This window comes from Azospirillum sp. TSH64, from assembly GCF_003116035.1.
In the GTDB taxonomy this organism is placed as follows: Bacteria; Pseudomonadota; Alphaproteobacteria; order Azospirillales; family Azospirillaceae; genus Azospirillum.
This window is the reverse complement of record NZ_LGQW01000015.1, coordinates 1035347-1061969: the sequence shown is the minus strand read 5'-3', so window position 1 is coordinate 1061969 and position 26623 is coordinate 1035347. Positions and strand designations below refer to the sequence as shown.

The 26623-nt window shown below is 68.3% G+C and carries 28 protein-coding genes and 1 tRNA gene; 21 read left to right on the top strand and 8 right to left on the bottom strand.

Features of this window, described 5'->3' with window-relative positions:
• Positions 1–16: 16 nt before the first annotated feature.
• Positions 17–1933, bottom strand: a complete 1917-nt coding sequence (gene dnaK / locus TSH64_RS06230; RefSeq protein ID WP_109052287.1) for a molecular chaperone DnaK — start codon at positions 1931–1933, stop codon at positions 17–19.
• Positions 1934–2270: 337 nt separating this feature from the next.
• Between dnaK and TSH64_RS35255 the strand changes: the two genes are divergently transcribed.
• Together TSH64_RS35255 and TSH64_RS06225 are read left to right on the top strand one after the other, a co-directional pair.
• On the top strand, positions 2271–2555 hold the full coding sequence (locus TSH64_RS35255) for a hypothetical protein (protein ID WP_146207996.1): 285 nt from the start codon (positions 2271–2273) through the stop codon (positions 2553–2555).
• A 12-nt stretch (positions 2556–2567) separates the two neighbouring features.
• Positions 2568–2771, top strand: coding sequence for a hypothetical protein (locus tag TSH64_RS06225; protein WP_098740861.1), 204 nt, complete (start codon positions 2568–2570; stop codon positions 2769–2771).
• A gap of 80 nt (positions 2772–2851) precedes the next feature.
• Here TSH64_RS06225 and TSH64_RS06220 read toward each other — a convergent pair whose 3' ends face one another.
• The 3 genes from TSH64_RS06220 to ddpX all read right to left on the bottom strand — a co-directional run bounded on the left by TSH64_RS06220 (position 2852) and on the right by ddpX (position 5411).
• Positions 2852–3382, bottom strand: coding sequence for a hypothetical protein (locus TSH64_RS06220; RefSeq protein WP_109096004.1), 531 nt, complete (start codon positions 3380–3382; stop codon positions 2852–2854).
• A 165-nt stretch (positions 3383–3547) separates the two neighbouring features.
• Positions 3548–4600 carry a polysaccharide deacetylase family protein gene (locus TSH64_RS06215; protein WP_109096003.1) on the bottom strand — a complete coding sequence of 351 codons (1053 nt, stop codon included), beginning with the start codon at positions 4598–4600 and terminating at the stop codon, positions 3548–3550.
• A gap of 241 nt (positions 4601–4841) precedes the next feature.
• Complete coding sequence (gene ddpX, locus TSH64_RS06210; protein ID WP_247872784.1) at positions 4842–5411, bottom strand: D-alanyl-D-alanine dipeptidase; 570 nt, start codon at positions 5409–5411, stop codon at positions 4842–4844.
• 197 nt (positions 5412–5608) lie between these two features.
• Here ddpX and tsaB point away from each other — a divergent pair, with 197 nt between their 5' ends.
• Together tsaB and TSH64_RS06200 are read left to right on the top strand one after the other, a co-directional pair.
• Positions 5609–6376, top strand: coding sequence for a tRNA (adenosine(37)-N6)-threonylcarbamoyltransferase complex dimerization subunit type 1 TsaB (gene tsaB / locus TSH64_RS06205; RefSeq protein ID WP_109096002.1), 768 nt, complete (start codon positions 5609–5611; stop codon positions 6374–6376).
• Positions 6373–6840 carry a GNAT family N-acetyltransferase gene (locus tag TSH64_RS06200; protein WP_109096001.1) on the top strand — a complete coding sequence of 156 codons (468 nt, stop codon included), beginning with the start codon at positions 6373–6375 and terminating at the stop codon, positions 6838–6840. Before tsaB ends, TSH64_RS06200 begins: the two co-directional genes overlap by 4 nt.
• Positions 6841–6843: 3 nt before the next feature.
• On the opposite strand, the gene TSH64_RS06195 is transcribed toward TSH64_RS06200, so the two are convergent.
• Complete coding sequence (locus TSH64_RS06195; RefSeq protein ID WP_098740857.1) at positions 6844–7098, bottom strand: sulfurtransferase TusA family protein; 255 nt, start codon at positions 7096–7098, stop codon at positions 6844–6846.
• Between the two features lie 89 nt (positions 7099–7187).
• On the opposite strand from TSH64_RS06195, the gene TSH64_RS06190 reads away from it, so the two are divergent.
• The 9 genes from TSH64_RS06190 (at position 7188) to TSH64_RS06150 (ending at position 14616) form a co-directional block, all read left to right on the top strand.
• The gene (locus TSH64_RS06190; RefSeq protein WP_014249126.1) at positions 7188–7601 is read left to right on the top strand and encodes a MucR family transcriptional regulator; all 414 of its coding nucleotides are present in this window, start codon (positions 7188–7190) and stop codon (positions 7599–7601) included.
• A 397-nt stretch (positions 7602–7998) separates the two neighbouring features.
• Complete coding sequence (locus TSH64_RS06185; protein WP_109096000.1) at positions 7999–8892, top strand: GNAT family N-acyltransferase; 894 nt, start codon at positions 7999–8001, stop codon at positions 8890–8892.
• Positions 8893–8899: 7 nt separating this feature from the next.
• Positions 8900–9766 (top strand): lysophospholipid acyltransferase family protein, encoded by an 867-nt coding sequence (locus tag TSH64_RS06180; RefSeq protein WP_109095999.1) that lies wholly within the window; start codon positions 8900–8902, stop codon positions 9764–9766.
• Between the two features lie 47 nt (positions 9767–9813).
• Positions 9814–9887 (top strand) — tRNA-Gly (locus tag TSH64_RS06175).
• A gap of 202 nt (positions 9888–10089) precedes the next feature.
• The gene (locus TSH64_RS06170; protein ID WP_109095998.1) at positions 10090–10338 is read left to right on the top strand and encodes a hypothetical protein; all 249 of its coding nucleotides are present in this window, start codon (positions 10090–10092) and stop codon (positions 10336–10338) included.
• A gap of 656 nt (positions 10339–10994) precedes the next feature.
• Positions 10995–11588 (top strand): YgjV family protein, encoded by a 594-nt coding sequence (locus tag TSH64_RS06165; protein ID WP_158285353.1) that lies wholly within the window; start codon positions 10995–10997, stop codon positions 11586–11588.
• 148 nt (positions 11589–11736) lie between these two features.
• Positions 11737–12180, top strand: a complete 444-nt coding sequence (locus tag TSH64_RS06160) for a PA2169 family four-helix-bundle protein (protein WP_109095996.1) — start codon at positions 11737–11739, stop codon at positions 12178–12180.
• A gap of 151 nt (positions 12181–12331) precedes the next feature.
• Complete coding sequence (locus TSH64_RS06155) at positions 12332–12571, top strand: hypothetical protein (protein WP_109095995.1); 240 nt, start codon at positions 12332–12334, stop codon at positions 12569–12571.
• 179 nt (positions 12572–12750) lie between these two features.
• Positions 12751–14616 (top strand): hypothetical protein, encoded by a 1866-nt coding sequence (locus tag TSH64_RS06150; RefSeq protein WP_146207995.1) that lies wholly within the window; start codon positions 12751–12753, stop codon positions 14614–14616.
• 27 nt (positions 14617–14643) lie between these two features.
• Here TSH64_RS06150 and TSH64_RS06145 read toward each other — a convergent pair whose 3' ends face one another.
• The 3 genes from TSH64_RS06145 to TSH64_RS06135 all read right to left on the bottom strand — a co-directional run bounded on the left by TSH64_RS06145 (position 14644) and on the right by TSH64_RS06135 (position 19000).
• Entirely contained in the window at positions 14644–15423 is a 780-nt protein-coding gene (locus TSH64_RS06145; RefSeq protein ID WP_109095993.1) for a DUF1003 domain-containing protein, read from the bottom strand.
• 311 nt (positions 15424–15734) lie between these two features.
• Positions 15735–17558 (bottom strand): phosphoenolpyruvate carboxykinase (GTP), encoded by a 1824-nt coding sequence (locus TSH64_RS06140; RefSeq protein ID WP_109095992.1) that lies wholly within the window; start codon positions 17556–17558, stop codon positions 15735–15737.
• A 497-nt stretch (positions 17559–18055) separates the two neighbouring features.
• Positions 18056–19000 (bottom strand): pyridoxamine 5'-phosphate oxidase family protein, encoded by a 945-nt coding sequence (locus TSH64_RS06135; RefSeq protein ID WP_109095991.1) that lies wholly within the window; start codon positions 18998–19000, stop codon positions 18056–18058.
• A gap of 261 nt (positions 19001–19261) precedes the next feature.
• Between TSH64_RS06135 and TSH64_RS06130 the strand changes: the two genes are divergently transcribed.
• From TSH64_RS06130 to ptsP, 8 genes are all read left to right on the top strand, one after another.
• Entirely contained in the window at positions 19262–19957 is a 696-nt protein-coding gene (locus TSH64_RS06130) for a response regulator transcription factor (RefSeq protein ID WP_109052301.1), read from the top strand.
• Positions 19958–19961: 4 nt separating this feature from the next.
• A complete protein-coding gene (locus TSH64_RS06125; protein WP_109095990.1) occupies positions 19962–21683 on the top strand; it encodes a stimulus-sensing domain-containing protein in 1722 nt (573 codons plus the stop codon).
• 224 nt (positions 21684–21907) lie between these two features.
• On the top strand, positions 21908–22318 hold the full coding sequence (locus tag TSH64_RS06120; protein ID WP_247872783.1) for a hypothetical protein: 411 nt from the start codon (positions 21908–21910) through the stop codon (positions 22316–22318).
• A gap of 141 nt (positions 22319–22459) precedes the next feature.
• Positions 22460–22918: an HPr kinase/phosphatase C-terminal domain-containing protein gene (locus TSH64_RS06115; protein WP_109095988.1), complete on the top strand. Its 459-nt coding sequence runs from the start codon at positions 22460–22462 to the stop codon at positions 22916–22918.
• A gap of 17 nt (positions 22919–22935) precedes the next feature.
• Positions 22936–23928, top strand: coding sequence for an RNase adapter RapZ (gene rapZ, locus TSH64_RS06110; protein WP_247873352.1), 993 nt, complete (start codon positions 22936–22938; stop codon positions 23926–23928).
• A gap of 122 nt (positions 23929–24050) precedes the next feature.
• Positions 24051–24449, top strand: coding sequence for a PTS sugar transporter subunit IIA (locus TSH64_RS06105; RefSeq protein WP_042690507.1), 399 nt, complete (start codon positions 24051–24053; stop codon positions 24447–24449).
• A gap of 9 nt (positions 24450–24458) precedes the next feature.
• Positions 24459–24761 carry an HPr family phosphocarrier protein gene (locus TSH64_RS06100; protein WP_109095987.1) on the top strand — a complete coding sequence of 101 codons (303 nt, stop codon included), beginning with the start codon at positions 24459–24461 and terminating at the stop codon, positions 24759–24761.
• Positions 24751–26610, top strand: coding sequence for a phosphoenolpyruvate--protein phosphotransferase (gene ptsP, locus TSH64_RS06095; protein ID WP_109095986.1), 1860 nt, complete (start codon positions 24751–24753; stop codon positions 26608–26610). Before TSH64_RS06100 ends, ptsP begins: the two co-directional genes overlap by 11 nt.
• Positions 26611–26623: the final 13 nt, after the last annotated feature.

Here is a 26623-nt window from a genome sequence, read left to right as displayed (position 1 = left end):
GAAGCTGGCGTCGGGCTTATGCCGACTTCTTCTTGTCGTCCTGGACCTCCTCGAAGTCGGCGTCGACGACGCCCGGCTCGTTCGGCTGGGCGCCCGGCGCCTCGCCGCCCGCAGCCGGGGCCTCGCCCTGGCCGGCCTTGTACATCGCCTCGCCCAGCTTCATGGAGACCTGGGCCAGGGCCTCGGTCTTCGCCTTGATGCCGTCCAGATCCTCGCTGTCCAGCACCGACTTCAGTTCGGCGACGGCAGCCTCCGCGGCGGTCTTGTCGGAGGCCGGGATCTTGTCGCCGTTCTCCTTGATGGTCCGCTCGGTGGTGTGGATCAGGGCGTCGGCATGGTTGCGGGCGTCGACCAGCTCGCGGCGCTTCTTGTCGTCGGCCGAATGGGCCTCGGCGTCCTTGACCATCTTCTGGATGTCCGCGTCCGACAGGCCGCCCGAGGCCTGGATGCGGATCTGCTGCTCCTTGCCGGTCGCCTTGTCCTTCGCCGTGACGCTGACGATGCCGTTGGCGTCGATGTCGAAGGTCACCTCGACCTGCGGCACGCCGCGCGGGGCCGGCGGGATGCCGACCAGGTCGAACTGGCCCAGCATCTTGTTGTCGGCCGCCATCTCGCGCTCGCCCTGGAAGACGCGGATGGTGACGGCGTTCTGGTTGTCCTCGGCGGTCGAGAAGGTCTGGCTCTTCTTCGTCGGCACCGTGGTGTTGCGGTCGATCAGGCGGGTGAAGACGCCGCCCAGCGTCTCGATGCCCAGCGACAGCGGGGTGACGTCGAGCAGCAGGACGTCCTTGACCTCGCCCTTCAGCACGCCGCCCTGGATGGCGGCGCCGATGGCGACCACCTCGTCCGGGTTGACGCCGCGGTGCGGCTCACGGCCGAAGAACTGCTTCACCGCGTCGATGACCTTGGGCATGCGGGTCATGCCGCCGACCAGGATCACCTCGTCGATCTCGCTGGCCTTCAGCCCGGCGTCCTTCAGGGCCGCCTTGCAGGGCTCGATCGTGCGCTGCACCAGCTCGTCCACCAGGGCTTCCAGCTTGGCGCGGGTCAGCTTGATGTTCAGGTGCTTCGGACCGGTCTGGTCGGCGGTGATGAAGGGCAGGTTGACTTCGGTCTGCGTGGTGGACGACAGCTCGATCTTCGCCTTCTCGGCAGCTTCCTTCAGGCGCTGCAGCGCGAGCTTGTCCTTGCGCAGGTCGATGCCCTGCTCCTTGCTGAACTCGTCGGCAAGATACTCGATGATGCGGCTGTCGAAGTCCTCGCCGCCCAGGAAGGTGTCGCCGTTGGTCGACTTCACCTCGAACACGCCGTCGCCGATCTCCAGCACGGAGATGTCGAAGGTGCCGCCGCCCAGGTCATAGACCGCGACGGTGCCGGACCCCTTCTTCTCCATGCCGTAGGCGAGCGCCGCGGCCGTCGGCTCGTTGATGATGCGCAGGACTTCCAGCCCGGCGATCTTGCCGGCGTCCTTGGTGGCCTGGCGCTGGCTGTCGTTGAAGTAGGCCGGGACGGTGATGACCGCCTGCGTGACCTTCTCGCCCAGATAGTTCTCGGCGGTCTCCTTCATCTTGGTGAGGATGAAGGCGCTGATCTGGCTGGGGCTGTACTTCTTGGAGTGCGCCTCGACCCAGGCGTCGCCGTTGTCGCCGGAGATGATGCGGTAGGGAACCAGGCCCTGGTCCTTCTTCGTCAGCGGATCGTCGAAGCGGCGGCCGATCAGACGCTTGATGGCGAAGAGGGTGTTTTCCGGATTGGTGACCGCCTGGCGCTTGGCGGGCTGGCCGATCAGCCGCTCGCCGCCCTGGCTGAAGGCGACCATGGACGGCGTCGTCCGCGCGCCCTCGGCGTTCTCGATCACCTTGGCGCTGCCGCCTTCCATAACGGCGACGCACGAGTTCGTGGTGCCGAGGTCGATACCAATCACTTTGCTCATGTTCAGCCTCTTTCGTTCGGCAGATGCGTGGCGGCCCGTCTGGTCCGGCACCGCCGCGATCCCCATAGGGTCGGTGAAACGTCGGTGGAGCGCTTGGGGTCCTGGTGTCCGGGGGCGACACATGAAAGCGATGCCCCCGGGTCCGGCCCGTGCTGGCGGAGATATAGGCGGAGCCGTTTCGGGCTGCAACAGGGTGGCGCGCCTTTCAGCTTGCAAAAGCGGGGAAAAAACGCGTCCCCAACAGCCTTTGCCACACCGCCGCCGTCCTATTGCTCCTGGCAATAGAATACCGGTGTATTCAAGTACGCAAGGACGAGTATCCCGATATTCAAGCGCGATGATTCAAATCGTCACAGGTGTTACAAGAGATAAATCCTTAGCTCATGAACTAGTCAAGGAAGTTAACCTTTCATTAACAAGCAACCGCGTGCAAAGCTGTGTGCAATCAATTCGCAGTTGCTATGATTATTCAAGTTTTGGAGAATCTAATAGTGAAACCCCAAAAGGAATATGCTATCTCGTTTACCCATTGGGGATGACCGCAAGGGAAGGGGCCGGCAATGCTGCCGCTGCCGCCGCCGGGCCATGCGGTTCAATTGCGATGCTGGTCACACAGGTGTGAAAGGGAAGCGCGATGATGGACGAACGACGCGACGTGGCCCTGGCCATCAAGTCCTGCCTCGACAGCCTGATGAGCGATGCCACGCGATGCGATCTGGACGATCTGGTGCGCTTCCTCAGCCTCGCCGCCCTTGCGGCCGAAGAGGCCGCCGTCGCCCACGACCCGCATGCGCTCCGCATGAAGGCGCTGATGGCCACCGGCGCCGGCCACTGCTGACCGGCGTTCCCCCCATGACGGCGTTGCGGTAACCCTGTCCCGAAGAGGCGGATGTCGTCCGTCTCACAAAACCTGCCGCCTCACAAAATCTCCGCATTGCGGATGGCGTCGTCGATCCGGCCCAGCATCTCGGCGCAGGATTCGTCGCCATCCATCAGGTCGGGCAGCGCGAAGCTGAACATGGCGACCGCGGCGACGGACCCTGCCGCATCGGCGCGCTCCGCACCGACCAGCCACAGATAATGGGTCTCCGCCCGGCCGTCCTCTTCCGTCCGCATCATCGCCTGGGCGATCACGGCGCCGTCGGACCGGCTGTCCACGGTCCGGTCCCCTGCCCGCTGGTCCTGCGGCCGGACAAAGCGCAGAGCCATTTCCTGCAAGGTTGCGGCGGTGCCGCCGGAGTCCGGCCGCGGCACCACCCGGTCGGTCACCAGCCGCAGGACGCCCGCGGCCGGCGGCGGCGGCCGGAAGGTGCCGACCGGCTGCCCTTCATGCTCCTCCACATCGACGGCCCAGCCGGCCGGCAGCCGGAACCGCACCGTGTCGGCCCAGCCGATGTCGGAGCCCTGCGCGCCCCCAGGCCCGCTTGCTGAATAGGTGTCGTCGGCCATGGCCCGCTCCCGAAAAATCGCCCGCTTGTGAAAACGCCCATTTCTGGAAACCGCAGCGCGCCACGCGACGGCCCGCCGGAACCGGCACCATAGGCGTGGCGGAACCGGCCGCCAATGCCCGATTGACGCGGTCGGAAATGCGCCGGGAAGCGCCGGTCCGGCCGGTTATTCCGGGATCAGGAACTGCACGCCCAGCCAGCGCCAGCGGCCGTCGGCGGCCGGCAGCGTGCAGTTGACGCGCGCCCGGCCGGGCGGGAAGGGATCGCGGATGCGGACCTCCACCCGGTCCTCGGCGATGCGTTCCAGCGCGGTGCGGCCCTGGCCGGTGGCGAAGCAGGCCAGCTTGGAGCTGTCGCCCACCCCGTCGGCGATGGTGAAGCCCAGCGGCGGCGGGTTGACGGTGACCAGCGGGTCGTCGGGCGTCAGGTCCGACACCGGCAGCGGCAGCGCGTTGGCCGCCAGCTCGAACCGGTCGGCGCTGCCATAGGTCTCGTTCATGACGAAGCGCGGCAGGCTCCAGGGATCGGCCTGCGGGTGCAGGACCCCCGACTGCTGGCCGAAGGCGGCGGTGAAGCCCTGGTCGATCACCATCTGCCGCACCGCCAGCGAATATTCTCCCTGCGGATAGGCCAGGACCGCCGGGCGCCGCCCCAGCTCCGCCTGGAAGCGGTCGGACATCCGGCGCAGGTCGGCGGCGAGCTGGTCGGGGCTGCGCGCCAGCATCGACTGGGTGGAGGTGCCGAGCGCCCCGATGGTGACGCCGGCCGCCGCCAGCTGGCGGATTTCGCCCCAGGTCATGTGGGCGGGGGAGCCGCGGTCCACCGCATCGGTGGCGACGAACAGGGTGAAGGGCAGATTGGCCGCCTTCAGCCGCGGCCACGCCTCGGTGAAGGCGGAGCGGCTGGCCTCGTCGATGGTGATCGCCACGGTGCGGTCGGGCAGCGGCTTGCCGGTGCGCAGGGCGTCCAGGATCTTCGGCAGGGGCAGGACGGTGTAGTCGCCGTCGGTCAGCTCGTCCAGATGGGCCTCGAACTGGTCGATGCGGATGCTGATCGACGGGTTCTGGTCCTCGCCGAAGCGGTCATAGGCGAACACCACCGCGCTGGCGCCCTGCGGAGAGGCGGCTTCGGCGGCGGCGGGCCGGGACACCGGCACGAACGCGGTCCAGATGGACAGCGCGGCGGCGGCGACTACCGAGACGGCACGACGGAACGGCATGGCGCCCTTGCGGAAAAGGCTGATTGGGGCGACCTCCGCCCCAACGCAAATGATGTGCCACAGTCCCCGTCCTGCGAACAAGCGCCGTCCGCCGCTTTCCTGCGGAGAGCAGAGATGCGGTGCGCGCGTGCAACAATGGAACGCCTCAGGCGTAGCACACGTAGAAATGAGCCGGGGCAAATGAGCTTCGGCAGATGGGGTTAGGTAGATGGGTTCGGGCCGGTACCGGCCGCCCCTGTGCCTACATCAGCCGGCCGCCGGCCGCGGCGTCGGTCAGCAGCGGGTAGCGTTCGGCATCCGGCAGCTGGTAGTGCCACCATTCCGAGGGGTAATGCTCCCACCCCGCCCCCACCATCACGCCCAGCAGCAGGGCACGGTTGCGCTGCTGGTCGGCGGTCAGGTCGCTGCGGCCATGGTGCGACCGCTCGGTCATCGCGTCGAACCCGGTGCCCATGTCCAGCGGCACGCCGGCGGCATCCACCAGCGTCAGGTCGATCGCCACGCCGCGGGTGTGGTTGGACCCCAGCCGCGGGTCGGCGATATAGGTGGGATCGGGGAAGGCGTGCCAAAGCCTCCATTGCGCCTCCGCCGGGCGGAAGGCATCGTACACCCGCAGCCGGCAGCCGATGCCGCGGGCCAGCCGGATGGCGTCGGCGAGCCTGCGGGCCGCGTCGGGGTGCAGCATGCACACCGCCGAGCGGTAGATCGGCACGCCCGACAGATTGTCGGCGGTGGCGTAGAGAAGCTCCAGGTCGATGTCGAAGGCCGGAGGCGTGATCTCGGTCAGCATGAACAGGGCAACCGTCGGCATATGAGAAAGATGATCGTCCTGTAGCATGGCCGCGGCGCCGTCTGCCATGGTCGCGGGTCTGCCATTCGCATGGCGGCGTGCCATGACGGCCGGCCCCATTTCGGGATGATGCCGCACGGTGAGGAAATCCGTGGCAGTCTGGCTTGCGTATCATGAACGGGCCGTCCGCGGGTCGCGGCGGCAGGGAAGGTGGGGTGATGAAGGTTCTGGGTCTGGATACGGCCACGTCGGGCTGTTCGGCGGCAGTGTGGGACGGAACGGCCGGTCAGGATGACGGTGCGCGGGTGACCGTCCGGCGCAGCCCGCCGATGGCGCGTGGGCAGGCTGAAGTGCTGGTGCCGCTGGCGCAGGAGGTGCTGGCCGACGCCGGCGCCGGTTTCGCCGACCTCGACCGCATCGCCGTCACCGTCGGGCCGGGCGCCTTCACCGGGCTGCGCATCGCGCTGGCCGCCGCGCGCGGCATCGCCGTCGCCCGGGACCTGCCGGTGATCGGCATCACCAGCTTCGACGCCATCGCCCATGGCGTGCCGGTCGCCGAGCGTGCCGGCCGGTTCCTGCTGGTTGCCGTCGACAGCCGGCGGGCGGAACCCTTCCTTCAGCTCTACGACGCGGCGCTCGCCCCCGTCGGCGATCCGGCGATGCCCGATCCGGCGGCGATCCCCGGCTGGCTCGACGGGCTGTACCCGTCCGGCCCGCTGCTGCTGGCCGGCGACGCGGCGGCGGTGCTGGCGCCGCTGCTGGCCGGGCGTGGCGATCTGGCGCTGGCGTCCGGCGACGGGCTGCCGGATGCCGCCGTGGTGGCGGCGCTCGGGGCCGTCCGCCCCACCGGCCTGCCGGTCGACCCCTTCTATCTCCGCCCGCCCGACGTCACCCTGCCTAAGACGGGGGGGCCTAAGACCGCGGAACCGAAGACCGCGGCAGCCAAGCCGGGGAGCAAAGCCGTACCGGGCGGAGCCGCGGCATGACCGCTGCCGTCCGCCTCCACCCCGCCGGCCTGCTGGAGGCCGGTGTGGTGGCGGCCCTGCAGCAGGCCTGCTTCCCGGACGATCCCTGGGACGAGGCGTCGGTCGCCACCCTGATCGTCCCGCCGGCCGGCTTCGCCACCATCGCCCTCGACGACCGGGACCGGCCGCTCGGTTTCGTGATGGCCCGGGTCGCGGCGGAGGATGCGGAGATCCTCGCCATCGGCGTGCTGCCGCAGGCCCGCCGCGGCGGCATCGGCCGCCTGCTGGTGGAGGCTGCGGTCAGCGGATCGCAGGACCTGGGCGCGACTGCATTGTTTCTTGAAGTAGCCGAGGATAACCCGGCAGCTTCGAGTCTATACAAGGCCAGCGGCTTTTTTTCGGTCGGGCGTCGCCCCGGATACTACAAACGACCGGATGGACGGGTCGCGGCACTTGTTCTGCGCCGCAATCTTGACGGGGCATAGGGGTTAATTTTTCTGCACGATCAGGCGATGGACGCCGTCGGGCTCATCCATTCGTTCGGGGTGGACAGAGAGAATGCTGTGACCCAACTCGATCAAGGATCGTGGAACGTTTTCCAAGGGTTCACCGGCATTCAGCCGGACTTCGAGGGTCTGCCCCGCGTCCATCCGCTCCACCATCAACTTGGTCTTGACGAAGGTTAACGGACAAACCTGCGAGGTGATGTCGAGAAACAAGTCTGTGGAGATTTTTTCGGTCACCGATTCCTCTTTGTTCCAAAGGATGGATATTGCACGATGCAGGAAACCTCTTTATATGGTGAGGTACGAATGCCGCGGAGCAAGCTTACATGAGCAACGGGTCCCCTTCCAACGCGCTGTTGTCTCTGACCACGGAGATCGTGGCGGCGCATGTCTCAAACAATACAGTCGCACTGACCGATCTTCCGACTCTGATCGAACAGGTCTACAAGTCGCTGGCCAATGTCGGCACCGAACCGGTGGTGGCGGAAGAGCGTCCGCAGCCTGCCGTGCCGATCAAGAAGTCGGTCACGCCGGACTATATTGTGTGCCTGGAAGACGGCAAGAAGCTGAAGATGCTGAAGCGCCATCTCAAGACGGCGTACAATATGACACCAGAAGAATACCGTGACCGCTGGGGCCTGCCGGCCGACTACCCGATGGTCGCGCCGAACTACGCCCGCCAGCGCAGCTCGCTGGCCAAGCAGATCGGTCTCGGTACCCGCGCCCGCCGCGGCGCCTGAGGGTTGGGGGTCCCGCAGGGCGGACCGGTGCCGTGCCGGCGCCGCCGCCCTTTTCCGCCCCCTCCCCTTCCCTTCCGCGCCCGTCCATCCCGCCTTCGCTGCGGGTGGTCCGTCCGGCAGGGCATCGGCGCCGACCTGCTCTCCGGCGCTCCAGACTCCACAACTGCAAAATCACGCAGGCCGATCCGCTGCCGGCCAAGGGTGCCGGCTGACCGCGTGCCGCGCTGTCGGCTACGATGTCGGTTGACCGGCAACCGGCGGATCGTGTTATGCCTTGTGGCGCGCGCGACTCTGTCGTCCCGACCCAGCCGCTGTGGCCCGGCCGTTACAGTCCGGCGGCGTCAGGCAGGGAGGCGCAGCGCATAGTCCCGAACCATCATCGCAGCGGACCCTCGACATGGCTGATGCAAGCTTGGACCAGCCGGGCATGACCCGGACTAGCCCGGAGCGGCGCGAGGCGTCCGCACCCGATGCCTCCGGTGTCGGCGGCGAGAAGCTGGCGGACGGTATTCGCCTGGGCACACTGGAGGTGCGGCTGGCCCGCTCGGCGGAGGAGATCGATTGGGCGCAGGCGCTGCGCTACCGTGTCTTCTATGAAGAGATGGCGGCGGTCCCCTCTCCGGCGATGCAGGCCCGGTCCCGCGATTTCGACGATTACGACGGTGTGGCCGACCATCTGCTGGTCATCGACCACGCCCGCGGCAACGGCCCCGACATGGTGGTCGGAACCTACCGGCTGATCCGCCGCCCCGCCGCCGAGAAGGTCGGCCGCTTCTATTCCAGCGACGAATACGACATCGGCCGCCTCGCCAGCTATCCCGGCGAGGTGCTGGAGCTGGGGCGCTCCTGTGTCGATGCCGGCTATCGGTCCCGCGGCAGCATGCAGCTGCTGTGGCAGGGCATCGCCGCCTATGTGTTCCAGCACGACATCGCCCTGATGTTCGGCTGCGCCAGCCTGCCCGGCACCGATCCGGATGCGCTGGCGGAGCCGCTGTCCTACCTCTACCATCACCATCTCGCCCCGGCGGAGCTGCGGGCGACGGCCTTGCCGGAACGCTTCGTCTCGCTGAACCGCATGCCCAAGGACCAGATCGATCCGCGCCGCGCGCTGAACATCCTGCCGCCGCTGATCAAAGGGTATCTGCGGCTGGGCGGTTTCATCGGCGACGGTGCCGTGATCGACCATCAGTTCAACACCACCGACGTCTGCATCGTGGTGAAGAGCGATCTGATCACCGACAAGTACGCCAAGCATTACGAGCGTCGCAGCCGCGACAGCCAAACCGGCTGAGGCCATCATGACCCGCACCGCCCGCGCCCTGGGCTCCTCCGGCCGCGGCGCCCTGCGCCTGACGATCTATTTGCTGTGGACGCTGCTGCTGATCCCGCTGCAAGCCCTGGCGGTGGCGCGCGGCTGGCGGCTGCGCAGCACATTGCCGGCCTTCTATCACGGCGTCTGTGCCCGTGTGATGGGGCTGGATGTGGTGGTGCGCGGCCAGCGGGTGGCCGACGGGCCGGTGCTGTTCGTGTCCAACCACTCCTCCTATTTGGACATCACGGCGCTGGGGTCGCAGATTCCCGGCTCCTTCATCGCCAAGTCGGAGGTTGGGAGCTGGCCCTTCTTCGGGCTGCTGGCCCGGCTTCAGCGCACGGTGTTCGTGGAACGCAAGGCCCGCGCCTCGGTCGACAAGCAGCGCGACGACATCGGCAGCCGTCTGGATGCCGGCGACAGCCTGATCCTGTTCCCGGAGGGCACCTCCAGCGACGGCAACCGCACCCTGCCCTTCAAGACCGCCCTGTTCGCGGTCGCCGCCCGCCGCATCGACGGCCGTCCGCTGACGGTGCAGCCGGTCAGCGTCGCCGCCACCCGCCTGGACGGCATCCCGATGGGCTTCGCCTTCCGCCCCTTCTATGCGTGGTACGGCGACATGGATCTGGCGCCGCACCTGTGGCAGGCCTTCCGCCTGGGCGGCATGACGGTGGAGGTGGAGTTCCACCCGCCGGTGACCATCGACGGCTTCAGCAGCCGCAAGGCGCTGGCCGAGCATTGCCATCGGGTGATTTCCGACGGCGTCGCCTGCGCCATTTCCGGCCGTCCGTCCGTCCCCGCCCCGGCGAAAGAAGCCACGTCTCCGGCCCCCGCTCCCACCGCCGCGAGTGCTTGATTCCGCTCTTGTATCCGATGCGGCACTCGCCTATAAACAGCGGGCGCGCGGGTGTAGCTCAATGGTAGAGCAGAAGCTTCCCAAGCTTACGACGAGGGTTCGATTCCCTTCACCCGCTCCAAACGCCATGCCGGCTGCATGGCATCCGGCCTTGGGCCGCTTCAGTTCCTGAAAATTTGAATTTCAAAGACGGGCGGTTCGCACCGATGGGTGCGGATGGGCGCTCTCTTTTGCGTGGGCGGTTCGCCGATGGCGCAATTGCTCGGAGAGCCCCGATCTCTGAAGCTGGGCGATACCGTTCAGCAGCGAGAAGGGAACCGCCGATGCCGCCGATCGAAAGAGCCCGCAGGCTGAGCCGCTCGTTGCAGGCGCGCTTCCGCATCGACCTGTTCTCCGCCCTTGTCGAGCGCGAATTCGAACGGCGTTTGGCCGACGCCATCGTCGAGGCCGAACGCGAGGCCTACCGGCGCGGGCGCGAGGAGGCACAGGCGGGGCTGGCCGCCGGTGCGGTCAGTCCAGTTCAGCGGCCGGAAGCGACGGTTCGGCCGGACGGCCCGCCCATGACCATGTAAGGCCGGCACGCTCGGCGCAGGCGTAATGCCAAGGGTTCTGGTCGCCATGCCCGGCCCAATGGGGGTCGCCGGCACGGATCGGCCTGCCGCAGCAACAGCACAGCGGCCCGTTGCGGCCGGCACGGCCACCATGCGCGCGCGATGCACCGGTCTTGGTCGACTTCGGTTTCGGTTCCCAGCCCAATGAGGCGGGATGCCGTCCATACAGCGCCATGGTGGTTCCCCCGGTTCGCCCTGATTGCGTTCGCCCTGATTGCGGATGATCCCCCGATCCCGGTCCGGCGACCCTCGCAACGAATCCTCCGAAAACGAGGCCGTCGATAACGATGCCGCCGTGACGGGGCGAGAATGCCGTCCTCAGTCCGCTTTGCCAACGACAAGGATGGACAGGATCCAACCCGAAATCGCCGGGCCCGCACCTGTGCAATCTTTCAAAACCATTTCCATCACAGGGCGCCGGGGCAGAGGACACACAATAATCACCGGCTTTGACGACGGGAGACACATGATTGCGCTTCCCAACTTTCGGTGGTTGCCAGCCGGTCGTCTTTTGGTCTGTTTCCGGTCACATCGATGTTCATATCTGGTTAACCGTCCGGGACTAGCGTCCGCCGCCTTCGCTGCACTGCGGCATGTTCTTCGTGCGAAGGCGTTCCATGACGGCATTTCTGCTGGATTATCTTCCGACCCTGACCTCCCAGTCCGTCACGCTGTCGCCGGTTGCGGCAACCGGCATCGCCGGACTGTCGGCGGCCACCCTGTCGACGCTGCTCGGCGGCCGGCGGGCGATCCTGCTGGCGCAGGCGACGGCCTCCTCCCTCTTCCTGCTTCACTTCCTGTTGCTGGGCGCCCAGACCGGCATGCTGATGTGCGGGCTGGGATTGATCCAGATGGCGGTGCGCGTGCGCCGGCACCCCGGTCGGGCGCTCGGCCTTCTCTATGGGTTGACCGTTCCGGCGGCGCTGGCGGTGGCGGCGCTGAGCTGGCAGGGGCCGATGTCGGCGCTGTCGGCGACCGGCTTCCTGCTGGCCACGCTCGGCCGCTGGCAGAGCGAGGTCGGGCGGATGCGCCTGTTCTTCATCCTGGCGACCCTGGTCGGGTCGGGACACAATATGCTGGCCGGCTCTGTCTTCGGGCTGGTGTCCGACGCGATGGGCCTGTCCGGTCATTGCATTGGCTTGTGGCGGGCTGGGATATTCCGCGGCCGTCCGTTCCCTGCACGCAACCCCTCCGGCCAAGTGGCGGCATAAGGCGTCCTCGTTCGCCTGCCCGCCTTGTCTCCCTTGGCGTGTCTCTCCCCGCCTGTCTCTCCCGGAGTGCTCCCGGTGGCTGGCGGGAACATTCAGCCCTGCGCATTGGTTGTGGCACCGTAGGGGACGCATGGGAGGGCTTGCCGTCATGGAAAAGGACGAGATCGTCGATACGCTGAACGAGCTGATCCGCATCGTCGAGGACAGCCATGAAGGCTATCGGCAGGCCGCCGAAACCGCCGAGGACGGGGATCTGAAGGCCCTGTTCAACGATCTCGCCGCCCAGCGCGGCGCCATCGTGCGCGAGATTCAGCGGCTGGTCGCCGAACAGGGCGGGGCGCCGGACATGGGCGGCACCATGCTGGGCGGCGCGCACCGCTTCTTCCTGGAACTGAAATCCACCGTGCTCGGCCATGACCGGGCCGCCATCATCACCGAGGTCGAGCGCGGCGAAAGCGAATGCCTGCGCCGCTATGACGAGGCGATGGCGAAGGAGCTTCCGCTGCCGATCACCGCGGTGATCGCCCAGCATCTCGACCGCATCCGTGTCGACCGGGACCGCATGGCGGCCCTGCGTGGGGTGGTGGCTTGATGGTGCGTCGCAGCATTGCGGGTGTGGAAAAGCGGGCGTAGGCTTTTTGCAATGGCTGCGACGAACCGGTACGGCCGCAGGGTTGTGCCGCCGCCATTGCCGATCATCCGGCTCCGGTGGCCGGATGTCCACTGCACCTGGACATGGATTGATGAACAGCGACAAACCGAAGAACGCGGACCTGACCGGCAACGATCTGGTGACGAAGGGCGCTTTCGCGCTCTATCGCGCCGAGAATGCCCACCGTGTGTCCGAATTCGAGAAGTCCCAGAATGCCGAGGCGGCCATCGCCGCCGATTTCGACGCCTACCGCACCCGTTACCTGCGGAAGTTCAAGGACGTCTTTGAAAGCCTGTCCGAGCAGGGACTGACCGTCACCCGCGCGGTCTGAGCGTTATGTGGACGGCGCCCGGAACGACGGCCGCAAGGGCGACTGCCGCCCGGGCGCCGTCCACCCCGCTTCCGTCTGCCAACGCCGCCGCTGCGGCAAGCCGTCAGCACCGACGGATTGCGGATTGAAACGATTGGGAAAGCTGCGGGGCCGCCGCTATACTGCGCGGCATGGCCCGTATGCTGTTCCTCCGCGACATCGACGCCGACGTGCAACTGCGCTGCCGCGCCTGCGGACATGGCGGCGTGCTGCCCCGTGCCATGCTGGAGCGGCGCTTCGGCCCCAATTACCCGGTTCTGTCGATCGCGCCGCATTACCGCTGCTCGCGCTGCGATTCCCGCGACACCGAAAGCCGGCCGATCCTGGCCGTTCCGGCGGCCCCCACCGCTGCCCCCGCCGCTGACGAGCCGTCCTTCGACGCGCCGCTGGCGGCGCTGAACGGGCTGCTCGCCTCGTTGCGGGGAGACAATGGTCCGGACAGGGCCGTGGACAGGGATCCGCCCGCTCCCCCGCCTCCCCCCGCTCGCGCCAAGCCCCTGTCGGAGCGTCCGCTGTCCGATCTCGTGGCCGACGGGCCGGGAGACGGCGAGGCCGAACCGTTGTGGGAGCCGGTGTCCCTCGCCGACATGGCGGCCCGGCTTGGCCGCAGTTCGCCGCCCGACGAGTGGGACGACAAGTGGGACGACGATCCGGAGGAGGAACCGGCTGCGGGCGATTCCAGGGGTCCGACCAGGTTCCCGGCCAACGACGCGTTGCCGGAACCGGCTCCTGCGGGCGCTCCGGACGATGTCGATGATGATGAGGATGGCGACGACGAGACGCTGATGGCGATGCGCCAACTGCTGGCGCAGGCCTATGGGTCGGATGACGAGTTCGACGAGGATCAGGAGGGTGAGCAGGAGGACGGGCGGAACGGCGCCATGCCGCAGCCTCCCGCCGGCCGTGCTGCGAACGCCGCTGACCGGCGGCCTGCCGACGATTTCGCCGGCGACAGCTTCAGCGGTGGTTTGAGGGGCGGTTTGAATGGTGGCAACGGGCCTGCCTCCGGCCCTGATGACGACGAACCGCCGGCCTTCTCGCACAAGGTTCTGGTGCGCCGGGATTTCGAGGACGAGTGGGCCGATAGCGATACCGATGGCGATGCCGACCCCTGGGCGGCGGACGCGGAGGATGACGACCGCGAGGACGGGTTCGACGACGGCGAGCCGGACGGCGAGGAACCATCGGAGGAGGACATCCTGTCCTTCGCCATCCGCGACCCGGAAAAGCCCGCCACAGCCTCCCGTCCCGCCAAACCCGTGCCGGCGCCGGCCGCCGAGCCACTCGACTTCGACCAGCACCGCGCCGAACGCCGCGCCCTGCGCCCGCCGCCGCCGGAGGACGAGGAAGGCTTCGACCGCACCCTGGCCGCCCTGCGGTCGATGATAGAGGATGCGGCGAGCGAGACGGAGGAGGACGCCGCGCCCCTGCCCCCGCCCACGCCGCCCCCGCCGCGCAGGACGCCGCGCGGCGCCGGCCAGACGGCCGACAGGTCCGCGGTGAAGCCGGTGGACAAGCCTCTTCCCCGCGAGGAGGAGGACGAGCCGCCGGCCGGCCGGGACGATGACGACGACGATGGTTGGTCGCTGCCGGCCGGCTGGGGCGATCCCGACCCGGCGCCGGAGCCGCCCGTCGCGGAGACCGCCTCCCCCGACGCGGCCCCTGCCGGGCGCCGCTCGGCCCAGGAGCGCGAGATCGAGGAGGCGATGAAGGCCCTGCGCGGGCTGATCGAGGACGAGGTGAACGCCGACCCGCCGGCATCTCCCCCGGCATCTCCCTCGGCGCCTCCGCCGGTTCAGCCGAAGCCCCGTGCCGGCAAGCCGCGCCAGTCCCGCGGCGGACCGGCCGCGCCAGATGCCGTCCGTCAGCAAAGCGTCCAGGCACCGGAGGTGGCGCCGCCGGAAGAGGACCTGTCCGGCAAGCCCGTCGGCGAGCCGACGCCGCTCAGCAAGACCATCGCCGCGCTGCGCGGCATGCTGGAGCTGGACGGTCGGCGCAAGCGCTGACGCTCCGGCCGTCCAGCCGGAGGGCGCTTATCTCCGCAGGCGCTTTTCCTGCATGATTTCCAGCTGCAGCTGCTGGATTTCGGTCAGCCGCTGCCACTGGCGCTGGATCAGATAGTCCATCTTCTCGTGCAGGTGCCGGATTTCCAGCTCTGCCTTCAGGTTGACCCGGTAGTCGTTTTCGGAGCGCAGCCGGTCCTTCGCCTCCTGCCGCTTCTGGCTCATCATGATGACCGGCGCCTGGATGGCGGCCAGACAGGACAGCAGCAGGTTCAGCAGGATGAAGGGATAGGGATCGAAGGCGCGCGCATCGCCCTCGACGATGTTGATCAGCATCCACACGCCGAGGAAGAAGGCGAAGGAGATCAGGAAGGCCCAACTGCCGCCGAAGGTGGCGAGGCCGTCCGACAGCCGTTCGCCCAGCGTGCGGTGGTCGTCATATTCCTCCTCCGGGTTCTCGGCCAGCGTCTCGTGCCGGGCGAGGCTTTCGGCGACCTCGCGGTCCAGCTCGCTGAGTTCGCCATGCTCCTCCTTCAGCAGCTCGGCGACATAGAGCGAACGGTAGCGCGCCAGCTCCTGCCGGCTGATCTGCGCGTCATGCTCCAGATGCGGGTGGTCGTGGCGGATGCGGTCGGCCAGGCTGGGGCGCAGCGCGTCGAGCGCGATCAGGTCGCGCTTCGGCCGGCGCTTGCCGCTGATGGCGCAGGGCTGCCGCTTGGACGCCTGATCGGCGGCATCGTGATTGGTGGATGGGAAAGTCGGCTCCGCGGACTCGTCACCGTCCTCCGGTGGAAACTGATGATCGGCCATGATGTCGCCCTCCCCGCATGCACATTCCGGCGCGGGCGACTTTATGCCTGATTATTTTGACAATCCGGTTAAATCACCGAAAGGCGAAGACCGCAGGTAAGGAAGCGGCCGCCTTGCAATGACTGGACAGGGCCGGCGACGCCCGTCGCATTGGCGGTCCATCGGGCAATTCCGGATGAATTCCGGTTCATCTTCGCCACAAGCGGACAACGCCGAACGGAAAAGGGGCCGCCTTGCGGCAGCCCCTATCCTTACTTGACCGATGGGCCTTACCTGACCGATGGGCCTTACCTGCGAACCGCTCTGGACGGTCAGCCGATGCGCCAGACGTCCGGGCTGTTCTCCAGCCGCTTCAGGACGTTGACACGCTGCTGCTCGATCTCCTCGGGCAGGCGGTCGCCGAAGCGGTTGAACAGCTCTTCCTGGTCCTTCGCCTCGGCCTCGGCCTCCTTGCGGTCGATGTCCATGATCTTGGCGAACTTGTCGGCCGGGAAGGTCAGGCCGGACCAGTTCAGATCCTGGTAGCGCGGGGAATAGCCGAAGGGCGATTCCGCCACGTCGGTGGCGCGGCCGCGGACGCGGTCGACGATCCACTTCAGCACGCGCATGTTGTCGCCGAAGCCCGGCCAGACGAACTTGCCGTTCTCGTCCTTGCGGAACCAGTTGACGCGGTAGATGCGCGGCAGGCTTTCGACCTTGCCTTCCATCGACAGCCAGTGGTTCCAGTAGTCGGCCATGTTGTAGCCGCAGAAGGGCAGCATGGCGAACGGGTCGCGGCGGATGGCGGCCTGGCCGACGGCGGCGGCGGTGGCCTCCGAACCCATGGTCGCCGCCCAATAGACGCCTTCGCGCCAGTTGTAGGCCTCGAACACCAGCGGGAAGGTCTTCGACAGCCGGCCGCCGAAGATGAAGGCGCTGATCGGAACGCCGGCCGGATCCTCCCAGGCCGGGTCGATCGACGGGCACTGCGCCGCCGGGGCGGTGAAGCGGCTGTTCGGGTGGGCGGCCGGACGGCCGGAACCCGGCGTCCAGTCCTTGCCCTGCCAGTCGATCAGGTGCGCCGGCGCCTCGTCGGTCAGGCCTTCCCACCAGACGTCGCCGTCGTCGGTCAGCGCGACGTTGGTGAAGATGACGTTGTGGTCCAGCGTCTTCAGCGCGTTCGGGTTCGACTTCACGCTGGTGCCGGGGGCGACGCCGAAGAAGCCGGCCTCCGGGTTGATGGCGCGCAGCGTGCCGTCGGGCTGCGGCTTGATCCAGGCGATGTCGTCGCCGATGGTGCGGACCTTCCAGCCCTCGAACTCCTTCGGCGGGACCAGCATGGCGAAGTTGGTCTTGCCGCAGGCCGACGGGAAGGCGGCGCCGACATAGGTCTTCTCGCCGGCCGGGCTTTCCACGCCGAGGATCAGCATGTGCTCGGCCAGCCAGCCCTGCTCGCGGCCCATGGCGGACGCGATGCGCAGCGCGAAGCACTTCTTGCCCAAGAGCGCGTTGCCGCCATAGCCGGAGCCGTAGGAGACGATGCGGTGCTCGTCGGGGAAATGGACGATGTACTTGTTGTCGGCGTTGCAGGGCCAGGCCACGTCCGGCTGGCCGGGCTCCAGCGGGGCGCCGATCGAATGCAGGCAGGGAACGAAGTCGCCGTCGCCCAGGATGTCCAGCACCTTCTGGCCCATGCGGGTCATCATCCGCATGTTGACCGCCACATAGGGGCTGTCGGAGATCTGCACGCCGATGTGCGAGATGTCGGAGCCCAGCGGGCCCATGCTGAACGGCACCACATACATCGTGCGGCCGCGCATGCAGCCCTCGAACAGGCCGTCCAGCTTGGCCTTCATCTCGGCCGGGTCCATCCAGTTGTTGGTTGGACCGGCCTCCTCGCGCGTCTTCGAGCAGATGTAGGTGCTGTCCTCGACACGGGCGACGTCGCCCGGATCGGAGCGGCAGAGGAAGGAGTTCTGGCGCTTGGCCTCGTTCAGGCGGATGAAGGTGCCGGCCTCGACCATCTCGTTGCAGAGGCGGTCATATTCCTCCTGCGAACCGTCGCACCAGTGAACGCGCTCCGGCTTGCATTTCAGGGCGATCTCCTCGACCCAGGCCAGGAGCTTCTTGTTCCGCGTCCGTGTGTTACCAGTCATATCGTCCCTCTCGAAGGCTGGGCCGGTACCGCCGCGCCGGGCATGCCCCTTGTCCGGGGCTCCCGCGGCCGGTCCGGCCGTTCTTTCGTCCGTTGTCGTGTCAGATGGATGGCATCGGCCGCATCAGCGGCGTGCCGGTCCGAACAGGCGGCCGGGCTGCGAACCCGCCGCGAGGCGCGGCACCGGCAGGGTGCGGCGACGATACGGGGCAAAAGGCGGTCCTGAGGCGACAGGTCTGGGGGCCAATGGCCCGGACGGGAAACGGGTCGATCCGTTATGGTCCACTGAAGTGTTCTCCTGGTTGCGCGTGCCCGCGCGCCGCGTTCTTGTTTTTGGTGCGGCGCCCGGTGGTGTCGAAGCGACCTCTCGGCTGGTCGTTTATGCTTGCGGTTGGCAGGCTGACGGTTGGCTTCCCGCCTCTCTCATTTTTTTGCTTCTCTGACCGTTCTTTTTGTTCTTTTTGACCTGTTTCTTGCTTTTGTCCGGCTGCGGAGACGTCAGGCGCCTCCGCCGCTGTCAGGTGGGGTTCCAGCCGTTGGTGTCCCGGATGTCGATCCTCCGGGTTGTCCCGACCCGTCCGGCGGCCGGACCAGCGTGTCCAGCATCAGTTTAGCCGATTCGGGGTCATGGATTCTCTGCTCAAAATCGACGCGGGCGACGTACCCCCCGCGTCGCAGGTCGCATCCCTCCGGGTCGATCCCGGTCACGCTCCAGCCGTCCGTCCCATCGTCGGAGGCGGGCGCCAGCCGGGGGCCGTACCCCTCGCCGTTCAGACGGTCGAGCAGCGCCGCCTCATCCGCCGCCAAGGCAGGGGCAGGGGCGGGAAGGTCCAGCTCCGCGGCGGACAGCCAGTGGATGCGGCCGAAGCCGGCGACCAGATGGGCGCGCTCCACCGCCACGCGGTAGATCGCGAAGTCGCCGAAACCGGCATAGAGGGCGGCGTCGGGATGGCGGCGCAGGTAGCGCGCGCGGTGGTCCGGATCGTCCGACCGTTCCGCCCGGCCCTGGACCGACAGGCGCGCGCCGGTCAGCGGCTGCGCCAGCCCGGCGGTGCCGTCGAACAGCAGCCCGACCCGGCCGTCGGCCAGCAGGTTGCGCGTGTGGTCGGCGAGCGTGGAAAGAAGCAGCAGCGGGCTGCCGTCATGGTCGAACGCCACCAGCACCAGCGAGGGGTAGGGCCAGCCGGCGGCATCCGCCATCGCTCCGGCACCCTCGTCGGCCGGGGTCGGCCGCTGCACGGTTGCCAGCGCGGCGCGGTCGCAGGCGCGCATCAGGCGCCGGGCACGCAAGGCCGGAGCCATGGTCGCCGGACCCTGGGTCGCCGGAGCCGGGTTGGCTTGAGCCGTGCCGGGCCGGTCGGAACCCGGCGGCGTCGCGCCCCCCTGGCCGTCCGCAGTGGCGCCGGCCGGAGAGGACGCGGAAAGGGCGTTCGAAAAACTCATTCCAAAACGAGCGCGTTCTCCCGCGCGGCACCGTTGTTCGGCGCCGCATTGCCGCCATATTGGCCCATACAAATGCTGCGGGAAAAGAGAAAACTGCCGCTGGTACCTGGACTCTGGCATAAAGTATTGGAATGACCACTCGTCCTATGCCTGATGTTTCCGCTAACATTACCGGGTTCCGGCAGTTCGACCGCGCCAAACTGTTCCCGACTGTCCGCTTCCCACTGTCCCTGCCCCGCTTCGATAGGATCAGTTACGACCATGGCCCACACCGTCGCCCTGGTGGATGACGACCGCAACATCCTGGCCTCGGTCTCCATCGCCCTGGAGGCCGAGGGCTTCGACGTGCGCACCTACACCGACGGCGCCGAGGCGCTGCGCGGATTGAGCCAGCGCCCGCCCGACCTCGCCGTGCTCGACATCAAGATGCCGCGCATGGACGGCATGGAGTTGCTGCAACGCCTGCGCCAGACCAGCCAGATGCCCGTCATCTTCCTGACCAGCAAGGACGACGAGCTGGACGAGCTGATGGGCCTGCGCATGGGCGCGGACGACTACATCAAGAAGCCCTTCTCGCAGCGCCTGCTGATCGAGCGCATCCGGGCGCTGCTGCGGCGCGAGGCCCTGCGCGGCGAGAGCCCGGAGGTCGATCCCGGCCAGATCATCACCCGCGGCCCGCTGCTGCTGGACGGCGCCCGCCATGCCTGCAGCTGGAAGGGCCAGCCGATCGACCTGACCGTGACCGAGTTCCTGCTGGTGCGCGCGCTGGCCCAGCGGCCGGGCCATGTGAAGAACCGCGACCAGCTGATGGACGCGGCCTATGGCGAGCATGTCTATGTCGACGACCGCACCATCGACAGCCACATCAAGCGGCTGCGCAAGAAGTTCAAGGCGGTCGACGCCGACTTCTCCCAGATCGAAACGCTCTATGGCGTCGGCTACCGGTACAAGGAATAACGCGGTGTCCACGCTCGGCAGGGCTGGGGGCGGAACCGGGGGCGGGAAGCGGCGGAGGCTGGGCGGCGTCTCGCCGCTGACCCTGCGCATCCTTGCGGTGAACGTGCTGGCGCTGCTGGTGCTGCTGGCGGGTCTGCTCTATCTCGGCCGCTACCAGGACAGGCTGATCCAGGCGGAGACCGAGGCGCTGGCGACGGAGGCGCGCATCTTCGCCTCCGCGCTTGGCGAAGGGGCGGTGAACCGCATCCTGACCGCCCCCTCCCCCACCGGCGACGAGAGCGGCGAGCGCTTCGAGCTGGCGCCCGAACTGGCGCGGCCGATGATCCGCCGGCTGGCGGAGGCGACATCGACCCGCACCCGCCTCTTCGACATCGACGGGAACATGCTGTCCGACAGCCGGGTGCTGGTTGGATCGCAGGGCCGCATCGAAATCCGCGAGCTGCCGACCCCGCCGTCCGGCGATCCGGTCAGCCGGGCGATCAACGACCTCTACACCCGCCTGATCGACGTGGTGCCCAGCCGTGAAGGGCTGCCGGTCTACCGCGAGAAGCCGGGCCAGCCCAATCCGGACGTGGAGCGGGCGCTGGCCGGCGAGGCGGCGGCCACCGTCTGGCGCGTCGACGGCGCCGGCGGCGACCCGGAACTGCTGCTGACCGTGGCGGTTCCGGTCCAGCGCTACCGCGAGGTGCTGGGGGCGGTGCTGCTGACCCGCGGCGGCGGCGAGATCGACCGGGCCATCCGCTCCGTCCGCTTCGACATCCTGCGGGTGTTCGGCGTGGCGCTGCTGGTGACCATCGCGCTGTCCTTCTATCTGGCCGGCACCATCGCCCGGCCGATCCGCCGGCTGGCCCAGGCCGCCGACCGGCTGCGCACCAGCCATGGGCGCCATGCCGAAATCCCCGACCTCACCCGCCGCGGCGACGAGATCGGCGAGCTGTCCGGCGTGCTGCGCGAGATGACCGACGCGCTGTGGACGCGGATGGACGCCATCGAGCGCTTCGCCGCCGACGTCGCCCACGAGATCAAGAATCCGCTGACCTCGCTGCGCAGCGCCGTGGAGACGGCGGAGCGTGTCAGCGACCCGCGCCACCGCGACCGGCTGATGGCGATCATCGCCGACGACGTGCAGCGGCTGGACCGGCTGATCAGCGACATCTCCAACGCGTCGCGCCTGGATGCCGAACTGTCGCGGGCGGAGCCGGAGCCGGTGGACATCGGACTGCTGCTGACCATGCTGGCGGAGCTGCGCCAGACGGTTGCCGCAACCATGGACGAGCGGGTGGCGGCCGGAGATGGCGATGGCGGGGATGGCGGGGCGCGGCCGCCGCGCCTCGTGCTCGACCTGCCGGCCGGCGAGCGGCTGGTGGTGCCGGGGCTGGAAGGGCGCCTGACCCAGGTGTTCCAGAACCTGATCGACAACGCCCTGTCCTTTTCGCCGCCCGGCGGCACGGTGCGGCTGACCGCAAGGCGCAGCGGCCGCAGCGTCAAGGTGGTCGTGTCGGACCAGGGGCCGGGCATTCCCGACGGCAAGGAGGAGGCGATCTTCGACCGCTTCTACACCGAACGTCCGGCGGGCGAGAAGTTCGGAACCCACTCCGGTCTCGGCCTATCGATTGCCAAGCAGATAGTCAGTGCGCACAATGGTTCTGTATTTGCGAAAAATCGTCATGTATCGGACGGGACCATCGAGGGCGCCGACTTCGTGGTGACTCTGCCTTTGCTGTGAGAAACTCTGCGGAATTCCAGGCTTCCTTCCCACTCTCGGCTAGACAAGCCCTGTCCAAGCATCGATCATGGTCTTGGTCGTTCTCGCTTGTCGGCTGCCGGGTCGGACGGACCATGCCGGTCCGGTTGTGTGCCTGCACCATACGGCAACGGGAAGGTGGCCATACCCCGGGACAAAGATGTGGGGTTGCCATGCTTGAGTGCGTTCCGCCCGAATCCTCCTCCGTGCATACCCTGTCCGCGGCCGGCCGCCGTTCCGCAGTCGTGGGTGCCGCCGCGGGCGCCGTCCCGGGTGCTGCGCCGGGCGACGTCGTCGACCTGCGCCGCTACCGTCTGGCCCGCCTGATCCGGGATGCCGGCCGGCAGCAGGGCGAACTGGCAAGGATGATGCGGCAATCCGCGCGGGAACGGACCCAGCTCGCCGAAGCGCTCCAGGGCGCGCAGCGCCACCTCGCCAGCATCGCCGACAACTACAAGGTCCTGCTGGTTCGGCTGAAGCGGGAGAAGGATTTCCGCGACGCCTGCCAGGAGGCGGCGGAACTGGAGGATCTGGACGAGATGATCCGCCGCCGCGACGCCCTCGCCCTGGAGCTGGAGGCGATCCGCCGCACTCCCCGCGGCGCCGCCGGCGCCTGAGGTCGGCACAGTCCTTATCCATGCCGAAAGAACGGTTGGAAGCGGATGGGGGATCCCGGACAGGTTTCCCCGCCTGACCTTGCGGGACACCGTTCCGTTCCCATTGACAGAACCGGCGCCACGTCTCACCTTCGCCAGACTATGGTGACGATTCACGGCACCTGCGTCTTGCTCTCCGGCATCGGCGTGCTGCTGCGTGGGGAGTCCGGACGGGGAAAATCGGATTTGGCCTTGCGACTGATCGATGGCGGAGCCTTGCTGGTCGCGGATGACCGGGTGGCGCTGCATTGCGATTCCGGCCGCCTGACCGCCTCTCCCCCGCCCGCCCTGGCCGGGCTGCTGGAGGTGCGGGGCGTCGGCATTCTTCCCGTTCCGTCGGCCGGGCCGTCCCCCGTCGGCCTCGTCGTCGATCTGCTCGAGCGTGACGAGGTGGAGCGGCTGCCGGAGGCGGAGACCGACACGCTGCTGGGCGTCGCCCTGCCCCGCCTCGGCCTGCACGCCTTCGATGCCTCCACCCCCGCGAAGATCCGCCTTGCCGCCGCCAGCCTGTGCGGCGGACGGCTGGACCGGGTGCCCGCCAGCCTTTCGGCCCCATCATGAAACCTCCCGACACCCTGATGTCCGACGCGCCGGCCGACCCCGCCGCCCCTGCCGCCCGCGGGCGCATCGTCCTGGTCACCGGCATGTCGGGGGCCGGCATGTCGGTGGCGCTGAAGGCGCTGGAGGATCTGGGCTACGAGGCGGTGGACAATCTGCGCCTGTCGCTGGTGCCGGCCCTGATCCGGCAGGCCGATCCGAAGCGCCGGCCGCTGGCCCTGGTGATCGACAGCCGAACCCGCGACTTTTCCGCGCAGAACTTCCTCGACGAGCTTGAGGAGCTGCGGCGCGACGGCGATCTCGACGTCAGTCTGGTCTTCCTGGACTGCGGCGACGAGGTGCTGCAGCGCCGCTTCACCGAGACGCGCCGCCGCCATCCGCTGGCGGAGGACCGCACGGTGCCCGACGGCATCCAGCGCGAACGCGCCCTGCTGTTCCCGCTGAAGGAGGAAGCCGACGTCACCATCGACACGACGCAACTGTCCATTCACGATTTGCGGCGCATCCTGTCCGGGCATTTCCGGCGTGACGCCCAGGCAGCCTTGCAGGTGTTCGTGACCTCCTTCTCCTTCCGCCAGGGTCTGCCGCGCGAAGCCGATCTGGTCTTCGACGTGCGGTTCCTGACCAACCCGCATTACGACCCGGAGCTTCGGCCGCTGACCGGCCTGAACCCGGCCGTCGCCGCGCGGGTGGAGAGCGATCCCGATTTCCCCGCCTTCTTCGGCAACCTGACGGAGCTGCTGCGCCCGCTGCTGCCGCGCTACAACCAGGAAGGCAAGAGCTATTTGACCATCGCCATCGGCTGCACCGGCGGCAAGCACCGGTCGGTCTTCATCGCCGAACGGCTGGCGGCCTGGCTGAAGGACCAGGGGCTGCGGGTCAATCTCAGCCACCGCGAACTGGAACGGCTGGGCTTGCGGACCGCCGGGGCCAGCCCGGCCAACAATCAGCCGGCCGGCGGCCAGCAAGCCGGCGGCCATCAGGCCAACCATCAGGCCAACCATCAGGGATGATGCAAATTGCGCCTTGACGACCATGCGTCCAACCAACGATCCAGATGCGATGAGCGCTGCCGCCCCGCGGCGGCGGCCCTCGCGCAGGTCTCCGGGGAGGACCCAACCTTGAAGGATGTCCCATGATCGGTATGGTTCTTGTCACCCACGGGCGGCTGGCCGAGGAATTCATCGCCGCACTGTTCCACGTGGTGGGCGAACAGCAGCAGGTGCGCGCCGTGTGCATCGGCCCGGACGACGACATGGAACAGCGCCGCCAGGACATCCTGAACTCGGTGGCGGAGGTCGACGACGGGTCGGGCGTCGTGGTGCTGACCGACATGTTCGGCGGCACGCCGTCCAACCTCGCCATCTCCATCATGGACAAGGCGAAGGTCGAGGTGATCGCCGGCGTCAACCTGCCGATGCTGATCAAGCTCGCCAGCGTGCGCAAGACCGAGCCGCTGGACAAATCGGTGATCGCCGCCCGCGACGCCGGGCAGAAATACATCAACGTCGCCTCCACCCTCCTGTCGGACTGACCGCCCGCGATGAGCCACCCCGACGACACGGCATCCGCCGACGGCGAAATCCGCCGCACCGCCACCATCACCAACCAGCGTGGCCTGCACGCGCGCGCCTCGGCCAAGTTCGTCAAGCTGGTCGCCACCTTCGATGCCGAGATCTCGGTGCGCCGCGGCGAGTCCGTGGTGTCCGGCGAGTCGATCATGGGGCTGATGATGCTGGCCGCCGGTCCCGGCACCAGTGTGGAGCTGCGCGCCAGCGGCGCTGAGGCCGATGCCGCGATGGACGCCCTCCTGGACCTGATCAACCGCAAGTTCGATGAAGAATGACCTGCCCCCCGGCGGCCCAACTGGCGGCCAAGTATCCGGCCCCGACCGCGGCGGTTCCGGCGGCACCCCGTCGCCCGAGCCGGTGAGCGCTTCGGCCAGCGCTGCGGCGCGCGCCCTGCGCGGCCTGGGCGTGTCGCCCGGCATCGCCATCGGCCCGGCCCATGTGGTGGAAAGCGGCGCCGTCGCCATCCCCGAATATGTCGTCGAACCGCAAGCGGTCGAGGCGGAGGTCGCCCGATTCAACGAGGCGGCGACCAAGGCGCGCCGGCAGATCAAGAAGCTGAAGAGCAAGGCGCTCGTCCTGCCCGACTCGGCGTCGGAGGAGATCGGCTTCCTGCTCGACGCCCATTTGTCGATGGTCACCAACTCGCGCCTGACCCGCGGGGTGGAGCATCGCATCAAGCAGGACCGGATCAACGCCGAGGCCGCCATCCAGGCGGAGATCGCCACCATCGCCGCGACCTTCGCCGGCATGGACGACGCCTATCTCGCCGGCCGCATCGACGACATCCGCGAGGTCGGGCGGCGGCTGACCCGCAACCTGATGAAGCAGGAATACCGGGCCTTCAGCAGCCTGCCCCCCGGCAGCATCATCCTGGCGGAGGAGCTGACCCCCGCCGACACCGCCCTGCTCGACCCCACCGTCGTCGGCGGCTTCGCCACGGTGCTGGGCGGGGCGGAAGGGCACACCGCCATCCTCGCCCGCTCGCTCGGCCTGCCGGCGGTACTGGGTGCCCCCGGCCTGCTGGCCGGCGTGCGCAACGGCGTGACGGTGGTCGTCGACGGCCTGCAGGGCCGCGTGCTGATCGACCCGCCGGCCGATGTGCTGGCCGATTACAGCGAGCGGCGCGCCGCCCGCGAACGCGAACGCCAGGGGCTGAAGAGCCTGCGCAAGCTGCCCGCCGTCACCCGCGACGGCACCGCCATCACGCTGATGGCGAACCTGGAGCTGCCGCGCGATCTCGACCACGCGCTGGAGCATGGCGCCCAGGGCATCGGCCTGCTGCGGACCGAGTTCATGTTCATGAACCGCGACCATCTGCCCGACGAGGATGAGCAGTACGCCGTGCTGCGCACCATGATCGAGGGGATGGGCGGCCGCACCGTCACCGCCCGCACCATGGATCTGGGCGGCGAGAAGCTGGCCGGCTGGATGGCCGGGCGCTATGGCGAGCCGGCCAACCCGGCGCTGGGCCTGCGGGCCATTCGCCTCGGCCTGCGCGAGCCGAAGCTGCTGGAGACGCAGCTCGCCGCCATGCTGCGGGCCGGCGTCCACGGACCGCTGCGCATCCTGCTGCCGATGATCGCTTCGGTCACCGAGGTGCAGAAGGTGCGCGAGATGATGGGGCAGGTCGCCCGCCGGCTGCGCCGCCGCGGCGTCGCCATCGCCGACCCGCTGCCGCCGGTGGGCGTGATGGTGGAGGTGCCGGGGGCGGCGCTGGCCGCCGACGCGCTGGCCTATGCCGCCGACTTCTTCTCCATCGGCACCAACGACCTGACCCAGTACACGCTGGCCATCGACCGCGCCGACGAACAGGTCGCCACCCTCTACGACCCGCTGCATCCGGCCGTGCTGCGGCTGATCCAGTTCACGGTGGAGGCCGCCCTGCGCGCCCGCATCCCGGTGTCGGTCTGCGGCGAGATCGCCGGCGACCCGCGCTATACGGCGTTGCTGCTGGGGCTGGGCGTGCGCGAGCTGTCGATGGCGCCGCTGGCGGTGCCGGCGGTGAAGAAGCGCATCCGCTCGCTCGACCTTGTGGAGGCGGGCCGCCGCGCCCGCGTCATCATGGACCAGAGCGACAGCGGCCGCATCGCCACGCTGCTGGACGATTTCAACGCGACCCTGTGACGCCCCGCCGGAT